Raw genomic sequence first — 18,720 nt, 5'->3', positions numbered from 1 at the left:
CGCTCAGTCGGCGACCGCAGCGGCCTTGCGCTGGGCCTTGTTGAACTTGTTGACCGCACGGGTGTTGCCGGTGCGGAGCTTGGGGTTGGTGACCTCGTCGAGGCCGAAGTTGACCAGCGCGGCGGCGGTGCCGATGAAGGCGATGGCCAGGCCGGGGGTGATGAACCACCACCACCAGCCCAGGGTCAGCGCGCCCTGGGTCTGGGCGTTGGTGATCATGGTTCCCCAGCTGATGACGCCACCGGTCGAGACGCCGAGGAAGTTCAGTCCGGCCTCGGCGAGGATGCCGGCCATGATGGCGCGCAGGAAGGTGGCCGACACGATGCCCAGCAGGTGCGGGAACACCTCCGAGAACACCATCCGCCAGCGGGACTCACCGAGCAGCTTGGTGGCCATCGCCCAGTCGCGTCCGCGCAGGGTGAGCGTCTGGGCCCGCAGGTAGCGGGCCATGCCCGGCCACTCGAAGATGCCGATCAGGAAGGCCATCAACGCCCAGCCCATGGCGTTCGACCCGGGTCCGCCGGCGGCCGAGATGTAGCCGGCGGCAATCAGGGTGAGGGCGAACGACGGCATGGTCATGAAGACGTTGGTGATGCCGTTCATGATCGTGTCGTAGATGCCGCCGAAGAAGCCGGACGAGACTCCGATCAGCGCGCCGAGGCCGATGGCCAGCAGGGCGGACAGGGTCCCCACGGCCATCGAGCCCCGGGCGCCGGAGATCAGTTGGGCGAGCACGTCCTGCCCCGAGATGGTGGTGCCGAGCAGGTGGCCGCCGTGGCCGGGCGGGGTGTGCAGGGCGTCGTAGTCGACGTCGAGGGGGCCGAAGCCGACCAGCTTGAGCAGCAGGTCGCCGAAGACGGCGACGAACACGAAGAAGCCGAAGATGGCCAGGCCGGTCTGCACCCGGCGGTTGCGCAGAAATCCTTCGAACACGGCCAGCTCCTCAGTTGGTGTCGGCGACCCGCGGGTCGAGCAGGACGTAGATGGAGTCGGCGATGAAGTTCGCGACGATGGCGGCGGCGGTCAGCATCAGCAGCACGGTCTGCATGGTCGGGAAGTCGTGGTTCGCGATCGAGCTCTGCAGCAGGTAGCCCATGCCGGGATAGGTGAACACCGCCTCGATCAGCACCGTGCCGCCGATCACGCCACCGATCGCCATGGCCAACCCGGTGACGTTGGGCAGCAGGGCGTTGCGGGCGGCGTAGCCGAACAGCACGCGGGTCTCGGGCAGTCCCTTGGCTCGGGCCAGCAGCACGTAGTCCTCGGTGCCGGTGGCCACCATGACGTTGCGCATGCTGAACAGCCAGCCGTTGAAGCCGATGAAGACCAGCGCGAACATCGGCAGGGCGCCGTAGAACAGCACCGACATGACGAACCAGAAGTTGCCAAGGCTGTAGGGCACGCTCGGGTCGTAGCCTCCCGAAACCGGGAACCACTTGAGCTTGATCGCGAAGATCCACAGCATGACCAGACCGAGCCAGAACCCGGGGAAGGCGTGGAAGAAGGTGGTCAGCGGCGCGAAGATCGAGTCGAAGGCGTTGCCGGGCTTCCAACCCATGATGGCGCCCAACGCGGTGCCGATCAGCCAAGCGATGATCGTGGTGCTGCCGACCAGGAACAGCGTCCAGGGCAGCGCCTGCAGGATCAGGTCGGCGACCGGGGTGGGGTAACTGGTGGTCGAGACGCCGAAGTCGAACTGCACCACGCCCTTCCAGTAGTCGAAGTACTGGCCAATGATGTTCTTCTGCGGGTCGCCGTAGATCCGCCGGACGGCCTCGATCTGGCTCTGGGTCGGCTCCTGGCCGGTGGTGTACTGGATGCGCCGCAGCACCGCTTGGGCCGGGTCACCCGGCATGAACCGGGGAATGATGAAGTTCAGGGTCACCGCTGCCCACGCCACCACCAAGTAGGCACCGATCCTGCGCAGGAAGTAGCGCGAGCGGCCGTGCCCCATCGCCGCCAGTCGTCCGAGTGGCCGTGCCGCACCGGCGGTGGTCAGCGGAACCTCGGTGACGATCTCGCGTGGGCCGGCGCCCAGGCGTCGCGTCGGCTGAGAGGTCAGCCGTTCCTCGCTCATCTGGTCACTCCTTCGTGGACCGGAAACGTGTAAAACTATTTACGTAAAAGGATTCACAGAAGGTATGTCGAGACGGGAAGCCGTGTCAAGGGTTTCGCCCGAAACGGTGGTCCGGACTGCCTCATCACCTCAGGCGGCGAGCCCTGCAACAATGCCAGACGACGTGCGCGACCGTTCTCAGGCTGTCATCGCGCAACGAGCGGCACCCACGTGGCCTCGGTGCGAACGGGGCGTCCGGCCACCAAGCCACCTTCGTGGACGAAGCCTTCGTCCCTAGCCCGCAGGGCCTCGACCAGCAGCCCACGCCAGTGGCCGAGCTCGTCCGACCGCTCGGGAGTCGCCGACAGGTCGTGGCACTCGGTCGGGTCGTCGTCCAGGTCGAAGAACTGCTCGCGACCTGAGCCCGACAGCCAACAGAACTTGCGGTGGCCGTCGGTCACCCAGTGCATCGACTCGACCACGCCGTAGTGGCTGATCACGTGCTCACCGTGCAGGTGGTCGCGCCACGGCTGGTCGTCCTGACCGCGCAGCAGGTCGGCCACACTTCGTCCGTCGACGCTGTCGGGAATGTCGACCTCGGCCAGGTCGAGCACGGTGGGCATCACGTCACGCAACTCGACCACCTCGTCGCGCCAGCGGCCACGCTGCTGCTCCTGCCCCGACGGCAAACGGACGATGAACGGCACCCGGGCGCTGCCCTCGTAGCCCACCGACTTCCTCTGGTGGTGGTGGTCGCCCATCATGTCGCCGTGGTCTGAGACGAACACGATCACGGTGTCGTCGGCCAACCCTGCAGCCGCCAGTGCCTCACGGAAGCGGTAGATCTGGTGGTCGATGTGGGTGATGTTGCCGTAGTAACCAGCCCGGGCCCGGTGCAGCACATCGGGGTGCTGCGCGCCGAACTGGGCCTCGGGTCGGTGGTCGGTGCGGTGCTCGTCCAGTGCGTCGACCCAGTCGCCCACGACCGGCTCGCCGGTGTCGGCGGACAGGTACTGGTCGAAGGCCCACTGCGGCGGGTCGAGCGGGGCGTGCGGGCGGTGGAACGACAGGTAGAGGAAGAAGGGCACGGTCGGGTCGCGGCGCTCGAGCCAGTCGATCGCCTCGCTGACCAGCCCGGTCGTGGGATGCAGCGCCTCGGGCTTGTCGTAGGGCCTGGCCGTGATCGCGTTGCAGCTGAGTGCGTCGTCCAGGATGTCGGCTGCGGCCATGCCGGGCTGGCGGCGCAGCCACGCCAAGTAGTCGTCGCTCGCCTCGTGACGGTCGTCGGCCCTGCGCACCGCGTGCAGGAAGCCGTCGTGCAGCACCACGTCGTCGAAGCCGCAGCGGGCCCGGGGCGGGTGCACGTGCATCTTGCCGATCGCCTGGGTCTGGTAGCCCGCCTCACGCAGGCAGCCCTGCAGGGTGACCGGGTGGGCCTGGGTGAAGGGCACGCCCTCGCGGTAGCCGTAGCGGCCGTGGCGCTCCTGCGACTGCCCGGTGAACAGCGCCACCCGGGCCGGTACGCAGGTGGGCGTGGCCGAGTAGGCGTGGCGGAAGGCGGTTCCCTCGTGCACCAGCTCGTCCAGCCACGGGGTGCGCACCACCGGGTGGCCGGCCGCCGACAGTGCGTCCCCACGCATCTGGTCGACGCAGACCAGCACGATGTTGGGTCGCTTGTCGGATCCTTGGCTCATGGCAGGCTCCCGGTGGTGACCGGTTCGCCGAATCGCCGGTAGAGCCAGCGCGGCGTCGGTTCCCGGGTGAGCAGGCTGCGCCAGACCGCCTCGATGACGAATGGGGCGAGGCCGAGCGTGGTGTTGAGGTTGGTCAGGCCGGTGAACGGTCGCACCGGCGTCACCGGGACGAAGGCCACCCGCCCGGGAGCGGTGGACGGCCGTGAGGCGCAGACGTCGCGGGTGCGGCCCTCGTGGGTGACCTTGAGCCAGGTGTGGCCGCTGTGCCACCAGGGAGCCCGCTCCAGCCGCACCCGGGCAGCGTGCACCCGACGCACCTCGAAGCCCAGCTCCTCGAGCACTTGGGCCAGGGCGGAGTTGTACTGGTTCGACAGGCCTCGTCCGTTGGCGAAGGACTGCTGCGGACTCTGCCACAGGTGCCAGGCCGAGTAGTGGGTGTAGCGGTCGTGGACGAGTTGCTGGGCCAGGCCGACCAGGTCCCAGCCGGCCAGGCGCGAGTCGCGGCAGCGGCCGACGACCTCGTCCAACGTGGTCGGCTCACCCGGCTGGGCAGGCACGGCCGGTGGTGCCTTGAGGACGACAGGGGCGGCCGCAAGCCCTGCGATCACGCCCAGGGAGCGCAGTGCACTCATCCCTGCTTCTCCTTCCGGTTGAGTCGGTGGTGCAGTTCGAGCATCCTCGCCACCGAACGGTCCCACGAGTACTGCTCGGCGCGGGCCCGCGCCGCCTGTCGCGTCTGCGGCCCCAGGCGGGTGATCAGCTCCTCGGCGGCGTCGGCCAGAGAGGCCGGGTCGGGGTCGCCACTGGCACCGCTGGCGGCGTCGATCAGCTCCACTCCCCCACCTTGGTTGCTGGTCAGCACAGGGGTGCCGCTGGCCAAGGCCTCGAGCACCGCCAGCCCGAAGGTCTCGGCTGGGCAGACCGACAGCGAGACGTGGCTTCGCGCGAACCGGGCGGCCACCTCGTCCCGGCCGTCGACGAAGCCTGCGAAGGTGACCGGCGCGTCGCCGGCACGTCGGCGCAGCGCCTCGACGTCAGGGCCGGTGCCGTACATGGTCAGGTGCACCCGACGACCACGACGGTGCAGTTCGAGGGCGGTGTCGAGGGCCAGTTCAGGACTCTTCTCGTGCGACATCCGGCCCACGTAGCACAGCTCGACCACCTCGTCCGGTGACCCGGTCAGCGCGGGAGGCTCGCCCTTCGAGGGGTGGAAGGTCTCCAGGTCGACCCCCAGCGGCACCGACCACAGCGTGGCGCCGGTGTCGGCGAACTCCTCGGCGGCGTACTGGCTGGTCACCACGACCGTGTCGAAGTTCTTGCTCAGCCGACGGTTGAGGGCACCGACGACGGCTTCGACCCCGAACTGGCGCTTGAGCCACAGGGCGAGCATGTCGTCGAGCCGCTCATGGCTGAACAGGGCTGACCCGATACCCCGCTTGCGGGCCCATCGGGCGGCGGGCGACAGCGTCCACTTGTCCGAGACCTCGATCGAGGTGGGCTTGAACCGGTCGAGCACGTCGAGGGCCCGCCACGGCTGGGCGATCATCCGGTAGTGCGGGCTGATCTTCGGGGCCCGCACCTGGACGAGGATGCCGTCCACGGTCTCCTCGTAGCTGTCCTGCTCGCCGGGAATGACCAGGATGCGTTCGTGGCCGGCGGCGACGTAACCCCGTCCCAGCGCGTTGATCGCCACCTTCATGCCACCGGAGACGGGTCCGACGAAGTTGGCCAGCTGGGCGATCCGCAACCGCGGGGTGTCAGGCACGTGATCCACCCTAGTCGAGCCTCACTCGGGAGGGGGTCGCAGGATGGGCCAGTCGACACTGCCTCGGATCGCCTCCAGGGCCTGGTGCAGACTCACCGACTCGTCGAACACCTGCTCGTCGAGACCGGCGATCGGGTCGTCGGGGCGGTACCACTGGCTCATCAGCTCGGCGCCGTACTCGGCGGCCTGGGGCTTGGTGGCGTGGCGCCGTACGGTCTCGTCGAAGCTGATCCGGTAGCGGAAGCACCGGGTCAGCCCGAGGTGGTCGGCGACCAGGGTACGCAGCATCTCCTGGTAGATCCGCGAGTGCAGGATGCCCTCGAGCACCACGTGGAAGCCCTGGTCGAGGGCGTGGCGGACGACGGTGTCGATCAGGCCGATGGCCGGGTTGTCGTCGCGGTCGCGAATCTTGAGCACGTCGCGGCGCATCACGTCCTGGCCGACCCAGGCCAGCTGCCCCGGCATCTGGGCCTGCAGCAGCCTGGCCACGGTGGTCTTGCCGCTGGCGGAGTTGCCGCGCAGCACGACCAGGCGGGTCTCGGGGCTGCCGCAGGTGCTCACCCGGCACAGCCTAGGGACGAGCATGCGACGAGCGCCCGACCCCACGCGGGGATCGGGCGCTCGTAGGCGTCAGTGGTGGACGATCAGGCGTCGGCCTTCTCGTCGTCCTCGTCGTCACTGACCGCGTTGACGAAGCCGGCGGCCTCGGCAGCCTCGGCCGAGTTGAACCAGACCTCGGCGATGGTCTGGGAGTACCACGGCGACTCGGGGGTGTGGAACTTCATCGAGTTCTCGTTGCCCTTGATGTCGAAGCCCTCGGGGGCCTCCTCACCACGGAACGAGCCCTCGCCGTAGTCCTTGGCGTCGTCGGCAGCGGTCTCGTCGGCAGCGGCCTCGTCGGCCTCGGCGACCTCGGAGACGGTGGCGACCTCGACGTCCTCGGCCTTGGCCTCGAACTTCTCCGCAGCGGTCGGCTCGTCGGTGGCCTCGGCCTTGGCGGCAGCCTTCGGGGCAGCCTTGGCAGTGCGGCCCTTGGCCTTGCGGCCGTCCTCGACCGACTCGGTCACCAGCTCGAGCACGGCCATGGGGGCGTTGTCGCCCTTGCGGTTGCCGACCTTGGTGATGCGGGTGTAGCCGCCGTCACGACCCTCGAACTGGGGGGCGATCTCGGCGAACAGGGTGTGCACGACCGACTTGTCGGTGATCGTCGACAGCACGATGCGACGGTTGTGCAGGTCGCCGCGCTTGGCCTTGCTGATCAGGCGCTCGGCCAGCGGACGCACGCGCTTGGCCTTGGCCTCGGTGGTGGTGATCCGGCCGTGTTCGAACAACTGGCTGGCCAGGTTGGCCAGGATGACCCGCTGGTGCTGCGGCGAACCGCCGAAGCGGGGTCCCTTGGTGGGCTTGGGCATGGTGTGGATCTCTTTCGTGTGAACAGGGTGCGGATCAGTACTGCTCGGTCTCGGCGTAGTCCTCGTCCTCGACCTCGTCGTCGTAGCGCGCCACGGCGCTCAGCGGGTCGAAGCCGGGGTTGGAGTCCTTGAGCGACAGGCCGAGCTCGGCCAGCTTCTCCTTGACCTCCACGATCGACTTGGAGCCGAAGTTGCGGATGTCGAGCAGGTCCTGCTCGCTGCGTCCGAGCAGCTCACCCACGGTGTGGATGCCCTCGCGCTTGAGGCAGTTGTAGGAGCGGACGGTCAGGTTGAGCTCCTCGACCGGCAGGGCCAGGTCGGCGGCGAGCTGCTCGTCGACCGGCGACGGGCCGATCTCGATGCCCTCGGCGTCGACGTTGAGCTCACGGGCCAGGCCGAACAGCTCGACCAGGGTGCGCCCGGCCGAGGCGACGGCGTCGCGCGGCAGCATCGACGGCTTGGTCTCGACGTCGACCACGAGACGGTCGAAGTCGGTGCGCTGCTCGACACGGGTGGCCTCGACCTTGTAGGTGACCTTGAGCACCGGCGAGTAGATCGAGTCGACCGGGATGCGGCCGATCTCGTCGTCGTCGTCCTTGTTGAGAGCGCTCGAGACGTAGCCGCGGCCACGCTCGACCTCGAGCTCCATCTCGATCTTGCCGTTCTCGTTCAGGCTGGCGATGTGCAGGTCGGGGTTGTGCACCTCGACACCGGCCGGGGCCTGGATGTCGGCAGCGGTCACCGCACCGGCGCCCGACTTGCTCAGGTACATGGTCACCGGCTCGTCCTCCTCGGACGACAGCACCAGCATCTTGAGGTTCAGGATGATCTCGGTGACGTCCTCGACGACGCCCTCCAGGGTGGAGAACTCGTGCTGGTTGCCCTCGATCTTGATGCTGGTCACCGCAGCGCCCGGGATGGACGACAGCAGGGTGCGACGCAGCGAGTTGCCCAGGGTGTAGCCGAAGCCCGGCTCGAGCGGCTCGATGACGAACCGTGAGCGGTGCTCGCTGACGACCTCCTCCGACAGGGTCGGACGCTGGGAGATGAGCATGGGTGTTCCTTCCCGCGCCGACCACCATTTGACGGCGCGTCTGAAGGCCGGGGTGACCAGTTCACCCCGGCCGGTGACTCACTTGGAGTAGAGCTCGACGATCATCTGCTCCTGGACGTCGACCGTGATCTGCTCACGGGTCGGGAGCTGGTGGATCAGGATGCGCATCTTGTTGGGACGCACCTCCATCCAGGCGGGCACCTCGCGCTCGCCGTGGGTCTCACGAGCGATCACCAGCGGGTGCAGCTCGTACGACTTGGGCTTGACGTCGATGACGTCGTGCGCGGTGACGCGGTAGGACGGGATGTTCACCTTCTCGCCGTTGACCAGGAAGTGGCCGTGGACGACCAGCTGGCGGGCCTGGCGGCGGGTGTTGGCGAAGCCGGCGCGGTAGATGACGTTGTCCAGGCGCGACTCGAGGATCTGCAGCAGCAGGTCACCGGTCTTGCCGGGCTTGCCGTCGGCCTCGGCGTAGTAGCGGCGGAACTGCTTCTCGAGCACGCCGTAGGCGAAGCGCGCCTTCTGCTTCTCGCGCAGCTGCAGCGAGTACTCCGAGTCCTTGGTACGACCGCGACCGTGCTGGCCGGGGGGGTACGGGCGGCGCTCGAAGGCCTTGTCGTTGCCGACGAGGTCAGTCCCGAGGCGACGGGACTTGCGGGTCATGGGTCCGGTGTAGCGGGCCATTGCGGTATCGGTCCTTTGAGTTTCTCGGGTCGGTCAGTTGCGACGGGGCTTGGGGGGACGGCAGCCGTTGTGGGCGACCGGGGTGACGTCGGAGATCGCTCCGACCTCGAGGCCCACGGCGGCCAGCGAACGGATGGCGGTCTCACGGCCGGAGCCCGGACCCTTGACGAACACGTCGACCCGCTTCATGCCGTGCTCCATGGCGCGACGGCCGGCGTTCTCGGCGGCCATCTGGGCGGCGAACGGGGTGGACTTGCGCGAGCCCTTGAAGCCGACGGTGCCGGCGGAGGCCCACGAGATCACGGCCCCGGTGGGGTCGGTGATGGCGATGATGGTGTTGTTGAAGGTCGACTTGATGTGAGCCTGACCGGCAACGATGTTCTTCTTCTCCTTGCGACGCACCTTGGTCTTAGCGGCGGCGGCGCTCTTGCGGCTGGCAGTGGCCATGAGTCTGGTTTCTCCTCAGATCTTCGGTGTGGTCAACCGACGCCGGGCGTCAGCGGGCCTTCTTCTTGCCCGCGACGGCCTTCTTCTTGCCCTTGCGAGTACGTGCGTTGGTACGGGTGCGCTGGCCACGGACCGGCATGCCACTGCGGTGGCGACGGCCCTGGTAGGTGCCGATCTCGACCTTGCGGCGGATGTCGGCGGCCACCTCACGACGCAGGTCACCCTCGACCTCGTAGTTGGCCTCGATGTGGTCACGCAGGGCGACCAACTGTTCGTCGTTGAGCTGGTGGACCCGAATGTCACCGCTGATGCCGGTGGCCTCGAGGGTCTGCTTGGCGCGGGTGCGTCCGACGCCGAAGATGTAGGTGAGTGCGACCTCGAGGCGCTTCTCGCGCGGCAGGTCGACACCGATGAGGCGTGCCATCTGGCTTCCCTTTCAATGCTGTCGGTCCCGACTCCCCCTGTTTCCCGCAGGGTGTGTGGAGTTCGGCTGGGATGACCGCGAAGGTGTGTTGCGTGACGCGTCCCCGATGGCAGGTGTTCCGGCTCACTGGGGCCTCGGCCTTCGTCCGAGGGTGCGACCGGCGTCAGCCGGCCTTGCGTGCACGTTGTGGGTGTGGAGTTGTCAACAGATCTTTCGTTGTGCTGCGGACCAGGTCCGCGGTGTTCTGCGACCGCCGCAGCGGGCCGGGGCTCAGCCCTGGCGCTGCTTGTGGCGCGGGTTCTCGCAGATCACCATCACGCGACCGTGCCGGCGGATCACCTTGCACTTGTCGCAGATCTTCTTGACGCTCGGCTGAACCTTCATCGAGCAACTTTCTGGTCTCGGACCACCTCGGGCATGACGGGCATGCCAGACGTGGAGCGGTGAATGGTGGGTGGTGCGGTGGATCAGCCCTGTCGACCGGTCACTTGTGCCGGTAGACGATGCGGCCGCGGGTCAGATCGTAGGGGGACAGTTCGACGACGACCCGGTCAGAGGGAAGGATGCGGATGTAGTGCTGCCGCATCTTGCCACTGATGGTTGCCAGAACCCTGTGGCCGTTGGCCAACTCCACGCGGAACATCGCGTTCGGCAGTGCCTCGACCACGGTGCCCTCGAGTTCGAGGGCTCCCTCTTTCTTCGCCATTGCGTCCTAAGTTGGTTGGGAGATCCTTCGGTCACACGTGACCGACTGCCCACTCTACGCCCCGGGGCCGCCGGGGCCCAAATCGCCCCCGAGCCCGATCCGCGCCCCCACTGGGCGCTCGGCAACCCCGCCTTCAGGCGAACAGTGCCGACACCTGCTCGACCAGGTCGTCGTCCAGCACCTCGCGTCCGGCGGCCGCGTTGGCCCGTACTTGGTCGGGGGTGGTGGCACCGGCGATCACGCAGGTCACGCCGGGCTGGGCCAGCAGCCAGCCGATGCTCACCTCGAGCATCGAGCGGCCTGCGCGCCGGCAGAGCTCGGCGTAGGCGTCGAGCCGCTGCCAGTCGACCTTGGCGAGCACGTCGTCTCGTCCACTCAGCCGACCACCCTCGGGACGAGCGCCCGCGGAGTACTTGCCGGTCAACAGACCCGACGCGAGCGGGAAGAACGGCAACAGGCCCAGGCCCAGGTCGTTGATCGCCCCCAGGTCGGCGCGTTCGATCTCACGCTCGACCAGCGAGTAGTTGTTCTGCGCCGAGACGAACGGGGTCAGCCCCCGCTCGCGGGCCACCCGGTCGGCACTGCGCATCTGCACCGACGAGAAGTTCGAGTGGCCGATCGCCTTGACCTTGCCGGCCTTGACCAGCTCATCCAGCGCACCCAGGGTCTCCTCGATCGGGGTGTGCGGGTCGGGTGTGTGCTGCTGGTAGAGGTCGATCGCCTCGATCCGCAGGCGCTTCAGCGAGGCGTCGCACGCCTTGCGCACGTAGCCTGCCGAGCCCGGGTTGCCCCATTCCTCGCTGCCCGGCCCACCGCCGTTGCGGTTGCCGAACTTGGTGGCGATCTGGACGACGTGGCCGCGCGAGGCCAGCCAGTTGCCGATCAGTTCCTCACTGACCCCGCCCTGGTAGAGCTCGGCGGTGTCGACCAGGGTGATGCCGGCCGCGAGCGCCGCGTCGAGCACCGCGTCGGCCCCCTCCTGGGTCGCGGTGGCGGTGCCCTGCCGCCCGAAGTTGTTTCCGCCAAGACCGATCACCGCCACCTCGGGTCCCTGCCCGAGCCTTCGCATGCCCATGGTGCTCATTGGTCCACCCTACGACGGGGGACGCCGGGGCTAGGGTCGGTCCATGAGCTACTTCGCCGTGCACTACACCTACAGCGACGACCGAGCCGGGCAAAAATGCGCTGCGTCCCGAGCACCGCGGGTTCCTGCGCGACCTGGTCGACCAGGGCATCCTGGTGGCTTCAGGGCCGCTGCTCGGCACCGAGCCGGGACGAGCGCTGCTGGTGGTGCGCGCCGATGCAGCCGACCAGGTGCGCCAGGAGCTCCTCGACGACCCGTTCCAGACCCACGGCTTCGTCACCGACGTCGACGTGGTCGAGTGGAACCCGGTGATCGGCATCCTCGCCGAGGGCTGAGGCTGCTGGCTCGTCCCACCGTCGTCAGCGAACGGCGTTCGACCCCACCACCCAGGTGTTGCAGCCGCTGATCTTGGACATGTAGAGCCCGCGCATCGACCAGTAGCGCATCGACGCCGCCGAGCCATGCTTGGCGTCCTGGTCCCGCGCGGTCCAGGCGTAGATGATGTCGTGGTCCCTGCGGGTGAAGGCCAACGACTTGGTGTGGTAGAGCATCCGCATCGACCAGCAGCTGGTCTGCAACTCGATGCGCCGCGAGATCTCGTTGGTCGACATCGAGCCCTGCAACTGGTAGCTCGTTCCCAGGATCGATGACATCTGCTGCACGTGGTGGCCGTACTCGTGGCTCAGGGTCTCGGCGGCCCGCAGCCGCCACCAGTTGTTCGACTGCGTCATCAGGTTCTCGTTGACGAAGATCGTGTAGCTGCCGTAGTCGGGGTGGCCACAGTAGAACGAGACCCGTGACCGCTTGACCGTTCCGCAGCGGGTCGACAACGTCGACGTCTCGTTGAAGAACACCACCTTGGGCTTGGGTAGCGACCGTCCTGCGCGCTTGAACACCGGCAGCCAGGCGTTGTGCTGGCAGTTCAGGTAGTTGGTGGCGAAGGTGCGGAACTGGCTGCGTGAGGTGAACGGTGCCGGTGTCGCCGGGCACTTGGGGACCGGGATGTCGTAGCTGTAGATCCTGTTGCGCTGCAGCGTCACCCAGGTCGGGTGGTTGGAGTGCGGTCCGGGCAACTGCTCCCACTTGCGGTCGGGCAGCGGCTTGACCGGTGTGGGCTTCGGGGTCGTGGGCCGGGGTGTGGGCCTGGGCCGCGTCGTCGTCGGCGTCGGTGTGGGCGTGGGCCGCGTGGTGGTGGGCGTCGGGGTGGGCTGGGGCGCCACGGTGCTGGGCGGACGAGTCCAGGTGGCAGTGGGGCTGGCGCTGCGGGCACTGCTCAGGAAGGCTGCACCGATGACCATCAGCACCAGGGCACCGATGCCGACGATCGCCAGCACGCCGGCGGCCACCCCGCAGCCCGAACCACTCCTGCGTGGTGTCGCTGCGTAAGGACGTGCGCCAGCGGGATACGGACTGCGGTAGGGCTGGTAGTGGGCTGGCTGGGGGCCCGGCTGCATCGGACCACGGGGCATGGGACGCGGCTGCTGAGCACCCGGTGGCGGGCCAGGTGGCATGCCGCCGCCCGGCCAGGGGGTCTGCCAACCTTGGTTCTGCCAAGCGGGCGAGGGCTGCTGCTGCCAGCCACCCTGCTGCGACCCGCCCTGCTGGGGCCATCCACCGGAGTGGGGACCACCCTGCTGGGGCGCAGCTCCCTGAGGCGATGACCAACGCTGGGCACCCCACCCCGGTTGCGGCCCCTGCGGAGGGTACGGCTGGCTCATGCCCCCATTCTGGCCGAGCAGAGGGTCGTCGCCTCGGCGGGGCCGCTGCCGAGCGACAGCTGCGCCTTCGGTCGCGGCAGCTCAGAGCAGGATCACCAGCAGCAACACCAGGGCCAGGACGAGGCCCACGCCGGCCACGCCGAGGGTGGCCAGACCGGCGCGCTGGGCGTTGACCGCGGGGGTCAACTCCCCCGGCGGCGGGCCGCTGTCGGCCTGCGCGACGATCGCCGGCAGTTGGTGGGTCGGACGAGCGGGCAGCACCTGCGCCACCGGCAGCAGGTCACCGAGGGTGCGCGCCTCGAACACCCGGTCCAGGTGCGCGCGGTAGGTGTCCTGGTCGATGAGGCCGTCACCGAAGGCCTTGTTGAGCCGGTCGACGAGGCCCTCGCGCTCCTCGTCGTCCACAGGCAGGTCGGGCTGGCTGCGGTACTTGGACGAGATCGGCAGGTTGCTCACCCCCCCAGACTAGCCGCGGGGACGGGTGTGACCCGGAGTTCGTGTTCGACGCCCCGGCTCAGTGTTTGGATGGGGCCATGACCACCTTCACCTGGGACGACCGACGCTTCACGGCCCACAACGTGCACGCCGACCTCGTCGACTTCCGCGGCGAGCAGGTGCTGCGGATCGTGCGCGACCTGGACGCCCTGCCCTTCGACATCGACCGCGAGGTCGAGACCGTCGACGAGCCGACCCACGTCACCGTGACCGACCTCGACATCGCCAACGGCATCATCGAGGTCAAGCTGTTGAGCCGGATCCAGTCCCCCACCCCGCTGCCCAACGCCGGCGGCTTCGCCGGTCTCACCTTCCGGGTCGCGCCCGACAACTCCGGCTTCGAGTCGATCTACGTGCGCCCCAACGCCGGACGCTCACCCAACCCGGTCGCCCGCAACCATTCGGTGCAGTACTTCTCCTACCCCGGGTACAAGTTCGCGGTGCTGCGCGAGCCCGAGTACGCAGGGCTGTACGAGACCTACGCCGACATCGGTCTGGACGAGTGGATCACCCTGCGGGTGGAGTTCACCGACCAGAGGGCAGCGCTGTACCTCAACGACCAGGCCCAACCGTCGCTGGTCGTCCCGCGACTGCTGGGGTCGACCACGCAGGGCACGGTCGGCCTGTACGTCGACATCGGCACGATCGGGTACTTCAAGGACTTCAAGATCGTGCACCAGAGCCCGGGCGTGCTGAACGCCTGAGCTCAGTGCGGCCGGAGCCCCGTGAAGTGCGCGGCCCAGGCCAGCAGGTCGGCCCACTCCTCAGCGATCACGTGGGCCGGCTTGCCCGGGCCGTGGCCGGTGGCGGGCTCGATCCGGGTGGCGATCGGGGCGTCGCCGCCCTGGGCTGCCTGCAGGGTCGCCGTGAACTTGTGGCTGTGCGCGGGCACCACCCGGTCGTCGTGGTCGCCGGTGATCACCAGGGTCGGCGGGTAGTGGGTGCCGGGGCGCACGTTGTGCAGCGGTGAGTAGGCCTGCACCACGGCGAAGTCCTCGGCGAGGTCAGGGTCACCGTAGTCAGAGATCCAGGCGGCCCCGATGGTGAAGGTGTGGAAGCGGTAGAGGTCGAGCACACCGACCTGCGGCAGTGCTGCGCCGTAGAGGTCGGGACGCTGCGTGATCGCCGCCCCCACCAGCAGGCCGCCGTTGGATCGGCCGTAGCAGGCCAGTTGATCCGGCGTGGTGATGCCGCCAGCAACCATGTCCTCGGCGCAGGCGATGAAGTCGTCGAACACGTGCTGCTTGTGCGCACCACGACCCTGGTCGTACCACTCCTGACCGAACTCGCCACCGCCACGCAGGTTGCAGATCGCCAGCACACCGCCGGCCTCGAGCCAGCCGCGCCACCCGGGGCGGTAGTCGGCCAGCACCGGGATCGTGAAGCCGCCGTAGCCGTAGACCAGCGTCGGGCGTGGGCCCTCCAACGGCAGGTCGGCGCGACTGAGCACCCAGTAGGGCACCCGCGTGCCGTCGGTCGAGGTGGCGTGCCGGCGCAACTGCACCACCGGCAATGGGTCGAGGGCATCGGGGTCGGGCAGCGGCTCGACCTGACCGGTCGAGGCGTCCAGGCGCCAGGCCTCGCCGGGCTCGGCCACCGAACTGGTGGCGACGAACACCTCGTCCTGGCTCGACTCGGCCGAGACAGCGGTGACAGCGCCGACCTTGAGGTCGACCTCGCCGAGCCGCTCGCCGGTCGACGACCAGCGGGTCAGCACCGGTGCCACGTCGACCAGGTGGCAGGTCAGGATGCCGGATGCGGTGGCCCAGGCGTCCTCGAGGGTGCCCTCCTGCTCGTCCACGACGACCTCGACCGGCTGCTCGGGCCGGGTCAGGTCGACCGCGACCAGGCGCCCGCGGACGGCGTCCTGGTGGGTCAGGTGGATCAGCCGGTCGCCGACGATGGTGACCAGGTCACGCTGGTGGTCGTCGTCACCGAAGACGGTCACCCACGCGCCCACCGTGGTGCGTCCACCGGTGGTCTGCAGCGGCGCGACCCAGACCCGGTTGGTGCGCTCGGTGCCACGGGAGCCCTCCAGCACCAGCCAGTCGGCGTTCGACCCGCCCTCGCGAGCCTGGACGACCCGGGCACCGAACATCACCGACGGGTCGTCGGGGAAGCTGAACAGTTGGGTGCGCTCGCCGCCCAGTGCGTACTGCCACAGCACCGGGCCGCTCAGGGCAGTGGCGTCGGTGCCCACCGACTCCCCCGCGCTCGACCACTCCAGGTAGAGCAGGCTCGTCGAGTCGGGCAGCCAGGTCGGCGCCGAGAACTTGGTGACCACCTCGTCGTCCAGCAACCGACCGGTCGTCAGGTCGAGCACGCGGTAGGTCGTCCAGTCTGAACCGGCGGCACTGATCGCGTGCGCGAGCTTGGTGCCGTCGGGGCTGACGGTGACGCCGGCCAACGAACTGGTGCCGTTTTCCGACCAGGAGTTGGGGTCGAGCAGCAGGTCGCCGCCCTCGAGCAGCGCCTGCAGCGACCTCGCGCCGTGCAGCAGGTCCTGCTGGGTCGAGCCGTCGTTGCGGGTCTGCAGGTACCAGCCGTTGTCGCGCCACGGTGCGCTGCGATGAGGACGGACGACGATCCGCCGCAGGGTCTGGTGGAACCAGTCGAGATCGCCCAGTTGGGTGAACACCTCGGCGGTGTGGGCCCGCTGGCGCTCGACCCAGTCGACCACTTCGGGGGCGTCGGGGTCCTCGAGCCAGCGATAGGGGTCAGCCACCTCGACCCCGTGCAGGGTCTCGACCAGGTCGTCACGTCGGGTCTGCGGAGCGCTCATGCTGCCACCCTAGCGAGGCCGGGTGACCAGAAATCAGGGTGCGCCGTGACCGGGACGTGCGACAGGTTGGGGCCCGTGAACGGCTACCACATCGCAGCGGTCGACCTGCCGCCGGCCGGGGGTGACCCCGGCAGCATCGCCGTCGCCTTCGAGGCCACCGCAGCGCTGGACAACCGGCACTCTCGACGAATGATCGGCTCGCACGACGTCGACCGACCGGGTTCAGAAGGACTGCACTACTAACCGCACCGCACCGACGCCCGCAAGCTCGCCCTACGGGCCGTGGTCGGGCCGCCCCGCGGACCGATCGTTGAGGACGGCCTGCCGATGATCCAGGCCCACACCCCGCTGCGGGCTTCGACATCCGCCCCGAGCCGGTGGACGCCGACCGGGTACTGCGGCAGGCCACAGTCGCCGATGCGCAGTTCCGGCGGATCGGCACCGCGGTCCGCCACGTCGCCAGCGGTGAGCTGGCCGGGTTCACCGCCATCGATGTCCGGCGGTCAGGGGGACGGGGAGGTTTGCTACCAGGGCGACACCATCGTCCTGGCCGGCCACCGTGGCCGCGGCCTGGGCCTGGGGCTCAAGCAGGCCAACATCGCCCACCTGGGACGACTCAGCCCGCGGACCCGACGCATCCACACCTGGAACGCTGGCGAGAACGACCACATGTGGGCGATCAACGAGGCCCTGGGCCAGCGCACCGCGAGCATTGGCGAGGGCTGGCACAAACCCTGTGAGCCTCAGCGCTTGCTCGCCGAGCGGTGCGCCGCCTGGTGGACCAGCACCGGGTAGCTGCCCGGCACCGCCACCTCGACGCCGGTGCCCCAGAAGAACTCGGTGGGTCGGCTGACCAGCTGCCCACCACGTGAGGTGATCTCGTCGGTGGCGGCGGTGATGTCGTCCACCATGAAGCTGATCTGGTGGTGCCGCGGTGCCCGCTCGACCGCCCCGTCGGCGGCGAAGGCGGTGGGGTGCACGCCGAGCTCGCTGGGGCCGGTGTCGAAGATCAACCATGCCTGGTCGGTGTCGGGCTGGGCACCGGGCTCGGAGGAGTCGTCGTCGGCGACGAAGGCCAGGCCGAGCACCTCACCGAAGAAGGTGCGCGTGGCTGCCGGGTCGTCGGAGTGCGCCAGGGTGTGCACGGCGATGGTCATCCCCAGACCCTGGCCGAGCAGAAACCCGCTTGCCCAAGCCGATGCCGATGGCTCAGGCTGGGGCGCTGTGAACACCGCACGCCCCACCGAGGCCTTCCACATCGCTGTCGTCGACCTGCCCGAGCACCTGCGCGAGGCGGACGAGCAGACGCTGGGCGTGCTTGCCACCCTGCTGCGCGCCGACGTCACGATGAGCAACGAGGTGTGGGCCGAGGTGTTCGGCCACGACGACTTCCGCAACGTGGCGACCAACACCCTGCACTCGATGCGGCACCAGAAGACCCGGCGCAAGGTCGTGCTGGTGGCCCTCACCGGGCGGGCGTTCGCAGGCGTGGGCGAGTTCGGCCTGCCCCACCTGTCGGCCACCGACGACCTGGGTGACAGCGAACTGGTCGGCAGCGTGTTCGTGGCCAACCCGATCATCGACAACACGCACCTGATCGACGGCATGGAGGTGGCGGTCAGGGCCGACTGGCGGCGTCGCGGCGTGGGCTCAGCACTGCTCGAGGCGGCCGAGGTCGTCGCCCGGGTCTGGGGTGTGACCACGTTGATGGGTTGGGGCACCCACCGCGAGGGAGGCGACAGTGCCGACGCCGTTCGTCCGAAGGAGGGGCTGTTCTCGGTCAGCCCTGACGCCGGATCAGCGCTGGCACTGGCGCGCGGCTACTCGCTGGCCCAGTGCGAGCGCCACTCCACGCAGGACGTGCCGTCGGAGCCGGTGGCTTTGCCCCCGACGCCGCAGGGTTACGAACTGCTGTACTGGCGCGACCACACCCCGGCCGGGGTGAAGCAGGCACGCTGCCGTCTGGCCGAGGCCATGGTCAGCGACACCCCCAAGGGAGAACTCGACCTCGAGGACGCGACCTGGACCGTCGAGCGCCTCGACACCGTCGAGCAGTCCACCTTCGAGCTCAACGAGGGGCTGACCACTGCGGTGCGCCACGTCGCCACCGGTGAACTGGTCGGCTTCACCGAACTCAACCGCGTGCGCGACCTGCCGGCTGTGGCCTGGCAGGAGGTCACCGTGGTGCTCGGTCACCACCGCGGGCACGGACTGGGTCGCGTGCTGAAGTGGGCGAACCTTGCCCAGTGCCAGCAGCTGTGGCCCGAGGTGGAGCGCATCCACACCTGGAATGCCGGTGAGAACCGCTGGATGCTCGCGATCAACGACGAACTGGGCTACCGGATCGCCACCGTCGGTGGCGCGTGGCAGAAGAAGCTCGGCCAGGCCTGAGCAGCCGG

General features: G+C 68.9%; 22 protein-coding genes and 1 pseudogene. 5 read left to right on the top strand and 18 right to left on the bottom strand.

Annotated elements, in window-relative coordinates; all coding sequences use genetic code 11:
• Nucleotides 1–3 precede the first annotated feature (3 nt).
• From IE660_RS15985 to IE660_RS14295, 14 genes are all read right to left on the bottom strand, one after another.
• The gene (locus IE660_RS15985) at nucleotides 4–933 is read right to left on the bottom strand and encodes an ABC transporter permease (protein ID WP_203569068.1); all 930 of its coding nucleotides are present in this window, start codon (nucleotides 931–933) and stop codon (nucleotides 4–6) included.
• A gap of 10 nt (nucleotides 934–943) precedes the next feature.
• Entirely contained in the window at nucleotides 944–2,077 is a 1,134-nt protein-coding gene (locus tag IE660_RS14355; protein ID WP_203569067.1) for an ABC transporter permease, read from the bottom strand.
• A 185-nt stretch (nucleotides 2,078–2,262) separates the two neighbouring features.
• Complete coding sequence (locus IE660_RS14350) at nucleotides 2,263–3,750, bottom strand: arylsulfatase (RefSeq protein ID WP_203569066.1); 1,488 nt, start codon at nucleotides 3,748–3,750, stop codon at nucleotides 2,263–2,265.
• Nucleotides 3,747–4,382 carry a hypothetical protein gene (locus IE660_RS14345; RefSeq protein ID WP_407929033.1) on the bottom strand — a complete coding sequence of 212 codons (636 nt, stop codon included), beginning with the start codon at nucleotides 4,380–4,382 and terminating at the stop codon, nucleotides 3,747–3,749. Before IE660_RS14345 ends, IE660_RS14350 begins: the two co-directional genes overlap by 4 nt.
• Nucleotides 4,379–5,515: a glycosyltransferase gene (locus tag IE660_RS14340; protein ID WP_328701971.1), complete on the bottom strand. Its 1,137-nt coding sequence runs from the start codon at nucleotides 5,513–5,515 to the stop codon at nucleotides 4,379–4,381. The genes IE660_RS14345 and IE660_RS14340 overlap by 4 nt, the downstream gene beginning before the upstream one ends.
• Nucleotides 5,516–5,536: 21 nt before the next feature.
• On the bottom strand, nucleotides 5,537–6,076 hold the full coding sequence (locus tag IE660_RS14335) for an AAA family ATPase (protein ID WP_203569065.1): 540 nt from the start codon (nucleotides 6,074–6,076) through the stop codon (nucleotides 5,537–5,539).
• A gap of 83 nt (nucleotides 6,077–6,159) precedes the next feature.
• Complete coding sequence (gene rplQ / locus IE660_RS14330) at nucleotides 6,160–6,927, bottom strand: 50S ribosomal protein L17, sunset domain variant (RefSeq protein ID WP_203569064.1); 768 nt, start codon at nucleotides 6,925–6,927, stop codon at nucleotides 6,160–6,162.
• A gap of 34 nt (nucleotides 6,928–6,961) precedes the next feature.
• The gene (locus IE660_RS14325) at nucleotides 6,962–7,981 is read right to left on the bottom strand and encodes a DNA-directed RNA polymerase subunit alpha (RefSeq protein ID WP_203569063.1); all 1,020 of its coding nucleotides are present in this window, start codon (nucleotides 7,979–7,981) and stop codon (nucleotides 6,962–6,964) included.
• Nucleotides 7,982–8,059: 78 nt separating this feature from the next.
• The gene (gene rpsD / locus IE660_RS14320) at nucleotides 8,060–8,665 is read right to left on the bottom strand and encodes a 30S ribosomal protein S4 (RefSeq protein WP_203569062.1); all 606 of its coding nucleotides are present in this window, start codon (nucleotides 8,663–8,665) and stop codon (nucleotides 8,060–8,062) included.
• Between the two features lie 33 nt (nucleotides 8,666–8,698).
• Nucleotides 8,699–9,112 (bottom strand): 30S ribosomal protein S11, encoded by a 414-nt coding sequence (gene rpsK / locus IE660_RS14315; protein ID WP_203569061.1) that lies wholly within the window; start codon nucleotides 9,110–9,112, stop codon nucleotides 8,699–8,701.
• Nucleotides 9,113–9,161: 49 nt separating this feature from the next.
• Nucleotides 9,162–9,536: a 30S ribosomal protein S13 gene (rpsM, locus tag IE660_RS14310; RefSeq protein ID WP_203569060.1), complete on the bottom strand. Its 375-nt coding sequence runs from the start codon at nucleotides 9,534–9,536 to the stop codon at nucleotides 9,162–9,164.
• A gap of 270 nt (nucleotides 9,537–9,806) precedes the next feature.
• Nucleotides 9,807–9,920 carry a 50S ribosomal protein L36 gene (gene rpmJ / locus IE660_RS14305; protein ID WP_020575560.1) on the bottom strand — a complete coding sequence of 38 codons (114 nt, stop codon included), beginning with the start codon at nucleotides 9,918–9,920 and terminating at the stop codon, nucleotides 9,807–9,809.
• Nucleotides 9,921–10,020: 100 nt separating this feature from the next.
• Nucleotides 10,021–10,242: a translation initiation factor IF-1 gene (gene infA / locus IE660_RS14300; protein ID WP_203569059.1), complete on the bottom strand. Its 222-nt coding sequence runs from the start codon at nucleotides 10,240–10,242 to the stop codon at nucleotides 10,021–10,023.
• Nucleotides 10,243–10,375: 133 nt separating this feature from the next.
• Nucleotides 10,376–11,326, bottom strand: a complete 951-nt coding sequence (locus IE660_RS14295) for an aldo/keto reductase (protein ID WP_203569058.1) — start codon at nucleotides 11,324–11,326, stop codon at nucleotides 10,376–10,378.
• A gap of 98 nt (nucleotides 11,327–11,424) precedes the next feature.
• Here IE660_RS14295 and IE660_RS14290 point away from each other — a divergent pair.
• Nucleotides 11,425–11,661 (top strand): annotated as a pseudogene (locus IE660_RS14290) (YciI family protein); the annotation flags it as partial.
• A 24-nt stretch (nucleotides 11,662–11,685) separates the two neighbouring features.
• Here IE660_RS14290 and IE660_RS14285 read toward each other — a convergent pair.
• Together IE660_RS14285 and IE660_RS14280 are read right to left on the bottom strand one after the other, a co-directional pair.
• A complete protein-coding gene (locus IE660_RS14285) occupies nucleotides 11,686–12,795 on the bottom strand; it encodes a neutral zinc metallopeptidase (protein WP_203569057.1) in 1,110 nt (369 codons plus the stop codon).
• A gap of 330 nt (nucleotides 12,796–13,125) precedes the next feature.
• Nucleotides 13,126–13,500, bottom strand: coding sequence for a DUF1707 SHOCT-like domain-containing protein (locus IE660_RS14280; RefSeq protein WP_203569056.1), 375 nt, complete (start codon nucleotides 13,498–13,500; stop codon nucleotides 13,126–13,128).
• Nucleotides 13,501–13,577: 77 nt separating this feature from the next.
• Here IE660_RS14280 and IE660_RS14275 point away from each other — a divergent pair, with 77 nt between their 5' ends.
• On the top strand, nucleotides 13,578–14,243 hold the full coding sequence (locus IE660_RS14275) for a LamG domain-containing protein (protein WP_203569055.1): 666 nt from the start codon (nucleotides 13,578–13,580) through the stop codon (nucleotides 14,241–14,243).
• Between the two features lie 2 nt (nucleotides 14,244–14,245).
• Here the strand turns inward: IE660_RS14275 and IE660_RS14270 are convergent, their stop codons facing one another.
• Nucleotides 14,246–16,321, bottom strand: coding sequence for a prolyl oligopeptidase family serine peptidase (locus IE660_RS14270; RefSeq protein WP_203569054.1), 2,076 nt, complete (start codon nucleotides 16,319–16,321; stop codon nucleotides 14,246–14,248).
• Between the two features lie 75 nt (nucleotides 16,322–16,396).
• On the opposite strand from IE660_RS14270, the gene IE660_RS14265 reads away from it, so the two are divergent.
• Nucleotides 16,397–16,564, top strand: coding sequence for a hypothetical protein (locus tag IE660_RS14265; RefSeq protein WP_203569053.1), 168 nt, complete (start codon nucleotides 16,397–16,399; stop codon nucleotides 16,562–16,564).
• Between the two features lie 249 nt (nucleotides 16,565–16,813).
• Nucleotides 16,814–17,116: a hypothetical protein gene (locus IE660_RS14260; RefSeq protein ID WP_203569052.1), complete on the top strand. Its 303-nt coding sequence runs from the start codon at nucleotides 16,814–16,816 to the stop codon at nucleotides 17,114–17,116.
• Here the strand turns inward: IE660_RS14260 and IE660_RS14255 are convergent.
• Nucleotides 17,065–17,478: a VOC family protein gene (locus tag IE660_RS14255; RefSeq protein ID WP_203569051.1), complete on the bottom strand. Its 414-nt coding sequence runs from the start codon at nucleotides 17,476–17,478 to the stop codon at nucleotides 17,065–17,067. The genes IE660_RS14260 and IE660_RS14255 overlap by 52 nt on opposite strands.
• 67 nt (nucleotides 17,479–17,545) lie before the next feature.
• On the opposite strand from IE660_RS14255, the gene IE660_RS14250 reads away from it, so the two are divergent.
• Entirely contained in the window at nucleotides 17,546–18,712 is a 1,167-nt protein-coding gene (locus tag IE660_RS14250; RefSeq protein WP_203569050.1) for a GNAT family N-acetyltransferase, read from the top strand.
• Nucleotides 18,713–18,720: the final 8 nt, after the last annotated feature.

The sequence above is a fragment of the Aestuariimicrobium ganziense genome (assembly GCF_015352975.1).
GTDB lineage: Bacteria > Actinomycetota > Actinomycetes > Propionibacteriales > Propionibacteriaceae > Aestuariimicrobium > Aestuariimicrobium ganziense.
The sequence above is the reverse complement of the archived record's forward strand: the minus strand, read 5'-3'. Positions and strand labels throughout refer to the sequence as shown.